General features: G+C 55.2%; 3 protein-coding genes and 1 riboswitch. Of the genes, 2 read left to right on the top strand and 1 reads right to left on the bottom strand.

The genetic code is table 11. The annotated features are described in order from the left end of the window. The first annotated feature begins 4 nt into the window (after positions 1-4). Entirely contained in the window at positions 5-1,255 is a 1,251-nt protein-coding gene (locus tag WHS46_13315; GenBank protein ID MEJ5349653.1) for an efflux RND transporter periplasmic adaptor subunit, read from the top strand. Positions 1,256-1,265: 10 nt separating this feature from the next. Then, the gene (locus tag WHS46_13320) at positions 1,266-4,451 is read left to right on the top strand and encodes an efflux RND transporter permease subunit (protein MEJ5349654.1); all 3,186 of its coding nucleotides are present in this window, start codon (positions 1,266-1,268) and stop codon (positions 4,449-4,451) included. Positions 4,452-5,170: 719 nt separating this feature from the next. On the opposite strand, the gene WHS46_13325 is transcribed toward WHS46_13320, so the two are convergent. After that, entirely contained in the window at positions 5,171-6,661 is a 1,491-nt protein-coding gene (locus tag WHS46_13325; GenBank protein MEJ5349655.1) for a cation:proton antiporter, read from the bottom strand. A gap of 112 nt (positions 6,662-6,773) precedes the next feature. Further along, positions 6,774-6,835, bottom strand: a riboswitch (Fluoride riboswitch). Positions 6,836-7,111 lie beyond the last annotated feature (276 nt).

Raw genomic sequence — 7,111 nt, forward strand, 5'->3', positions numbered from 1 at the left:
GCCCATGAGCGTGGTTGATCGGCAACGATTATTTACGGCGTTTTCAGGAAAGTTCAAAACCGTGCTGGCTTTCTGGGTGACCTGTGCGGTGATGCTTCCAGCCTGTCAGGATAAACCTTCACCCAAGGTTTCCTCTTCCGAACCCGTTCGGCTTTCCGTAATGACAGTAAAGCAGGAAAAAATTCCGAGCACGGTGGAATTATCCGGCACTGTTCGAGCGGCGCATGTGAGTGTGCTGTCTTCCAAGGTGTTCGGGCGCATTTTATCCATCGAGGCGCGTGAAGGGGATCGTGTTCGTAAGGGACAGGTGCTGGTTCGCATTGATGATCGAGAAACCAGGGCAGGCGTCGAGCAGGCGCAAGCTTCCCTCCGCCAAGCTCAGTACGCTTTGGAGGAAGCGGAAAAAGCTTTAAGAATGGCGCAGGCCGAAGCCAAAGCTGCAGAAGCTCGGCGCCAGGTGGCTCAAGCCACCTTTCAAAGGTTTCAGGCCCTGTTGGTTCGGGAATCGGTGAGCCGTCAGGAATTCGATGAAATTAAAGCTAGGCATGAGTCTGCCGCGGCGGATGCGGAACGTGCCCGCCAAGCGGTTCACGCCATGCAGGCCAAAAGAGAACAGGCATTTTCGGCGCTTCGCGCCGCCAAAGCCGGTTTGGAAGCCGCGCAGGCCCTTTGGGGATATGCCCAAGTCACAGCCCCTATGGATGCCTTGGTAACGTTGAAACACGCCGATGTCGGCCATATGGCGACGCCCGGCCTACCCCTGTTAACGGTGGAAGATTTTTCGTCTTATCGTTTAGAAGTTCCAGTTCCTGAAGAAATCCTTGCCATCGTGCACATCGGGGACATTGTTCCAGTCTTAACGGAACTGTTCCAGGGTCCTGTGCAAGGGACCGTGGTGGAAGTTTTTCCGTCCGTGGATCCTCAGAGTCGATCCGGAATAGTTAAGATCCAGTTGCCATCGTCATCTACGGAAAATAAATACCCGCCGTGGCGTACGGGTACCTTTGCTCGAGCCCGCTTTGTGACGGGGATTCGAGAAACCATTCTGGTGCCGATTTCGGCCGTGACGTCACGAGGCCAACTTACGGGAGTTTACGTGGTGGATGACAATCAGGTGTGCCGATGGCGTTTGGTTCGAACGGGGCAGACCTTGGAAAACCGAGTGGAAATCCTTTCGGGGTTGCAGGATGGGGAAAGGATCGTGGCTCAGATCGTGCCGGAAGTAAAAGACGGTACACGCATCATCGCCGAATGAGAGTGTCTTCATGACAAGCCTGCATCTAGGACTGGCCGGTCGTGTTGCTAAAGCGTTCATTGATTCGAAATTGACCCCTTTGGTCATTCTCGCCTCCCTGCTTCTGGGCTTGGGTGCCGTGCTGTTGTTACCTCGTGAAGAGGAACCCCAGATTGTCGTGCCCATGCTGGATATCTTTGTCTCCATGCCTGGTGCGTCCGCCAAGGAAGTGGAAGAGCGTGTCACCAAGCCTATGGAAAAGCTTTTGTGGGAAATTCCGGGTGTGGAATACATTTATTCCACGTCCTCTCCCGAACGTTCTTTTGTCATCGTCCGCTTTAAGGTGGGAGAAGACGAAGAAGAGAGCATTGTTCGGCTCAACCAAAAGATGTTCGCCAATTTCGATCTCATTCCTCCTGGTGCCAGTCCGCCCTTGATCAAGCCTCGGTCTATCGATGATGTGCCCATTTTGGCTCTAACCTTGTGGAGTGCCGACCTGGATGCCTTCGCGTTGCGACGCCTTGCAGCTCAGCTTCATGACCATGTGAAACAAGTGCCCAATGTGTCCGAAGTCCATATCATCGGAGGACAGCGCCGTCAGATTCGAGTCCTTCCTGATCCAGCCAAGATGGCCGCCCATGGAGTGGCTGCCGATAGGCTTCTCCACAGCCTTGCAGGTGCCAATCGTTCGCTGGCTTCCGGCCGCATGGTTTCCAACAACAGAGAAATCCTTTTGGACACCGGAGAATTTTTGAGATCGGCGGAGGATGTGGGTTCTTTGGTGGTGGCCGTTTATGAGGGACGGCCGGTGTTTCTGAGGGATGTGGCCGAGGTCATTGATGGGCCAGAAGAGCCGGCGGATTATGTCTTTTTCGGAGGTGGTCCGGCTTTTGAGGGTAAGCCTTTTCAGGAACTTTTTCCTGCGGTGACTTTGTCTATTGCCAAGCGGAAAGGGACCAATGCCATCGATGTGGCCCACGCTGTCTTGAAAAAAATTGATAGTCTCAAGGGCCGTCTTATTCCCCCAGAAGTGCATGTGACGGTTACGAGGGATTACGGAGAGACCGCAAAGGAAAAATCTGATGAACTTCTCTGGCACATGACCATCGCGGTCATTTCCGTCACCCTATTGATTCTTGCAACCCTTGGGGTTCGGGAATCCGGTATTGTGGCTATTGCCATTCCCGTCACCTTGGCGCTAACGCTGACCGTGTTTTACCTCGGCGGTTATACGCTCAACCGTGTGACCTTGTTTGCCCTGATTTTTTCCATCGGTATTTTGGTCGATGACGCTATCGTGGTGGTAGAAAACATCGTGCGCCACTATCGCATGCCGCATAACCGGGGCCGCAATCCCTTGGAGGTGGCCGTGGAAGCCACAGCTGAAGTGGGCAACCCTACGATCTTGGCCACTTTTGCCGTGATTGCGGCCATTTTACCCATGGCTTTCGTGCGGGGCCTCATGGGGCCTTACATGCGCCCCATTCCGGTAGGAGCCACGGCGGCCATGCTGTTTTCTCTGGCCGTCGCGTTTGTCGTGACACCCTGGGCCAGTGTGCGCCTGTTACGCCCGGAAGTGGAAGCCAAGCATGAAGCCGAAGGCTGGACCACGCGTGTGTATCGCCGTGCCATGCGCCCTTTGATTCACGAACCTTTTTGGCGCTATGGTTTCTTGGTTTTTGTGGTGTTGCTGCTTTTGGGGGCCATGAGCCTGGTGGCTTTCAAGGCCGTGCGGGTCAAGATGCTACCGTTCGACAACAAGAGCGAATTTCAGGTGGTGATCGACATGCCTGAAGGGAGCACTCTGGAACAGACAGCGGCGGCCACACGTCACATAGCTCAGGTGATTGCCGAAGCCCCAGAAACAACGCACTATCAGCTTTATATCGGCACAGCGGCTCCTCATAACTTTAACGGGCTGATACGTCACTATTTTTTGCGTCGCGGTCCCAATGTGGCGGACATACAAGTGAACCTGGTGCCGAAGGGAGACCGAAAGGCTCAAAGCCACGACATCGCCAAAAGGCTGCGGCCTGCCATTCAGGAAGTGGCTCGACTTTACGGAGCCAACGTAAAGGTTGCAGAAATTCCTCCGGGACCTCCGGTGCTGCAGACTTTGGTAGCGGAAATCTACGGCCCTGACGAAACCGGCCGATTGGCTATAGCCCGACAGGTTAAGGAAATTTTTGAAAAAACTGAGGGTGTTGTGGATGTGGACTGGTATGTTGAAGACGATCAGTCCAAGTTTGTTCTCACTGTGGACAAGGAAAAAGCCGCTTTGAACGGAATTTCCACGGCAACCATCGTGGAGACAGTGACGGCTTTGATTCGAGGCCAGGGGATCGGCTTGGCTCACATGCCTGAAGAAAAGGAGGATGTGCCCATCTGGGTGCAATTACCCATAGCATTGCGTTCCCGACTGGAGGATGTGCTACGCATCAAAGTGCAGGGCACTGAGGGGCGTTTGGTCCCCTTATCGGCGCTGGTTCAGGTTCGGGAAGTTGTTCAAGACAAAAGCATCCATCACAAGAATCTAATGCCGGTGGTTTATGTGACCGGCGATGTGGCGGGTAGAGAAGAAAGCCCGGTGTATGCGATTCTGAAGATGAACAAGGCTCTCGACAAGCTGGTGGTGCCGGAGGGGTATCGCTTGGAACGTTACGTGGCGACACTTCCCTTGAGCACGGAACGTTACGCCATGAAGTGGGATGGTGAATGGCACATCACTTATGAGGTGTTTCGGGATTTGGGTTTAGCTTTCGCGGCGGTGTTGGTCTTGATTTACATTTTGGTGGTGGGTTGGTTTCAATCATTTGTAACGCCTTTGGTGATTATGGCTGCTATTCCTTTTTCATTGGTGGGGATTCTTCCGGCGCACGGCCTTTTTGGGATCTTTTTTACGGCCACGTCCATGATTGGTTTTATTGCTGGAGCCGGCATTGTGGTGCGCAATTCTATTATTCTCGTGGATTTTGTGGAACTACGCCTCAGGGAAGGCATGCCTTTGGAGGATGCCGTGGTGGATGCCGGAGCGGTCCGGTTTCGCCCCATGGTCCTCACGGCCACCTCCTTAATTGTGGGCGCTGCTCCTATGCTACTAGACCCTATTTTTCAGGGACTTCCTTTGGCTCTCATGTCCGGCGAAGTGGCTTCCCTTTTACTGTCCCGCGTGGCCGTTCCCATCCTCTATTTTCTAAGCCGCCGCAGAACGGCTTGATCTGGATGCCGCATCTGGATCGTTCATGCCTACGAACAGCCTTTCTTTACGAAAGTGCCGTGAATTAGAAAAAATGCTCCTGCTTAGGGTTGATGGGTTTGGCCGAAAGGTTTCTGGTCCATTTCGCAGAATCTACTGACAAGACCGCCTGCCGATTAGCCTGGATTTGTCGATTCAAAAATGTTGCCTTGCCCCATAGACCGTTGATGCTTTCTTCCAATACACCCTGACGATAAAAGGGGTTGAAAAGTGAAGAAATCAATCGTGGTTCTGCTCGCAGCAATGTTTTGATTTGCGTCTCCGGCTTTGGCAGTCAATCGAGGAGAGGTGAAGGCACCTGGCGCGACAACCACTCCTTCTCATGGTCCCGCATCCAAATCCGGCGATGGCATTCCCGACGGAAGCGGTTTTGAGGTCCCTCTCGGAACGGCAAAGTAATCGGAATTTTAAAGAGACAATGATGCTTGTCAGTGGTCCCGCCGGGCGACAAAAGGCACCCGGCGCAGACTCTTCCCCAAAAAGCCTGATAGACTACAGAAAGTTTTCCACGGGCACGTACTCCAGGTCGAAGGCCTCGGCGACTCCGGGATGAGTGACCTTGCCGGCGATCTCGTTGGCGGCTGAAAGAAACCGGGCCGGGGGGCGCGAACCGTCCCCATAGCCTTCCGGGTGCCTCGGAACCGCTCAGTCGCAAGGGCGGCCTGACAGACCCCGAGATGCTACCAGTCGTAAAGGACCTCCCAGTGCTCCTGGAAGGAGGGGTCCAACTGGCTGTAGCGGTAGGTCATGGTTTTTCCCGTACCGGGGCCGTTACCGCTTCCTTCTTTCCAGTAGCGGATCAGGATCGCGGGAAGGATGCCGTGGGGCAGGATGCCGTGGGGCGTGGACGGCACAGCGGGGGCGGGAATCCACGTTTCGCGTTCCTCGATGATCTTCCACACGGTGCCGTAGCGCTTGCTCCGAACCCGTTCCCCCACCCGGGGAAGTTGCAGCTTTTCCCGCAGGGACTTGAAGGTGTACGGAAAATTTTCGCCGTAATCAAGGATCCGTTCGCCCAGGATCATGATGCCGATGGCGCCTAGCGGGGCGGTGAGCAGGATGGACAGGACCGCTACGGCGAGAATCAACTCGCCCGAAGCCACTCCGGCGGTGAGAGGAACCGCTCCGATGGCGGCCTGCACAGTGGCCTTCGGGATGTAGGCCACGACGCAAAAGAGCTTTTCCTTCCAGTTGAGAGGGGTTCCCATGAGCGACACCCAGGTTCCGATGCTCCGAAACACAAGGCCCACGGCGATCACGGCCATGCCGGCAAGCCCCGCCTTCCACGCCACATGGATGTTCACCTGGGCGCCCACTAGCACAAAAAGCAACAGTTCGGCGAAGACCCAGAGCTTCTTGAGCTTTTGCGAAATCAGATGGGCGATGGGTTCCGCCTTCTCCAGCATGATGAAGCCGATGGCCATGACACCGAGGAGGCTTGCCACAGGCACCCAACGTTCTACGGCGGTTTCGAGCCAGGTAAGAAAGATGGAGACGCCCAGGACGATCAGGGTGCGCTTGGGTGGGCGCCAGTCGTAGCGAGTGAAGAGCTTGTAGAGAAGATACCCGGGGACGACGCCCACCAGGATACCCAGTGTGATGGATATGGGAATCTCCGCCAGCTTGGCCCAAATGTTCACCTGTCCGCCGCCGTGCATGCCCATAAAGATCGTAAACAACACGATCACAAAGACGTCGTCGACCGAAGACGCTCCCAGAATGAGCGTGGGGACGCCCTTCTTGGAGCCGCGGCCCCGATCCATGAAGTCGATCATGAGTGGGACGACAACGGCCGGGGAAACCGCCGCCAGGATAGATCCGAGGATGGCCGCTTCCAGGGTGGTGATCCCCAGCCACTTAGGAGCCACCCAGATCACCCCGAGGATTTCGAACACGGCGGGCACGGCGCTCATGGTGAGCGCGGCCCATCCCACCCGGTTGAGCGTGTCCCGATGGAGTTCAAAGCCGGCTCGAAGCAGGATCACGATGAGCGCGATCTTTCGAAAATCCGCGGATACCTGCATCATTTCCGGGCGCATTAACCCCAACACGTAAGGGCCTGCCAGAATGCCCACAATGAGCATGCCCACCAATCCGGGAAGCTTCATCTTCCGGAAGAGGTGATCCGCCGCCAGACCAAGAATCACGATGAGAGCCAGACTAACCGCCATGTTGAATCCTCCGGCGAATAAATGTTGGGGACCTCCACACTTCTGTCTGGTTTTCCCTGGAGACCGGCGGTTCGTCCCAGGAAACGTTCAGCAAAAAAAAGACTTCCACCCTCCTGAGGTAGAAGTCATCAACCGGCGCCGGTGGTTCAAGCAGACTTCATTGCCATTCCGATAGCAGTAAAAATCTTCGTAATCACAAAGCGGCTTTTCTGTCAACCAGACAACTAGAATCGGCTCAGCAGATAACCCAGAAAAGATTGGTTATCGGGAAAGAGACCAACGGCAGGGCGGCTTGGAACGGACTAGTCGCCTCGAGGTTGCGGAAGCCATGGGTATTCGTAATGGGAAAGTACCCCGCAACGAGCAGCATCTCTGGTTTGCACGGCAAAATTCACGGCATGGGCGAGAGGTTTCTGGATTTGCAGAAGGCGTTCCATCCTGGCAAGCTCG

The sequence above is a fragment of the Desulfosoma sp. genome (assembly GCA_037481875.1).
GTDB lineage: Bacteria > Desulfobacterota > Syntrophobacteria > Syntrophobacterales > DSM-9756 > Desulfosoma.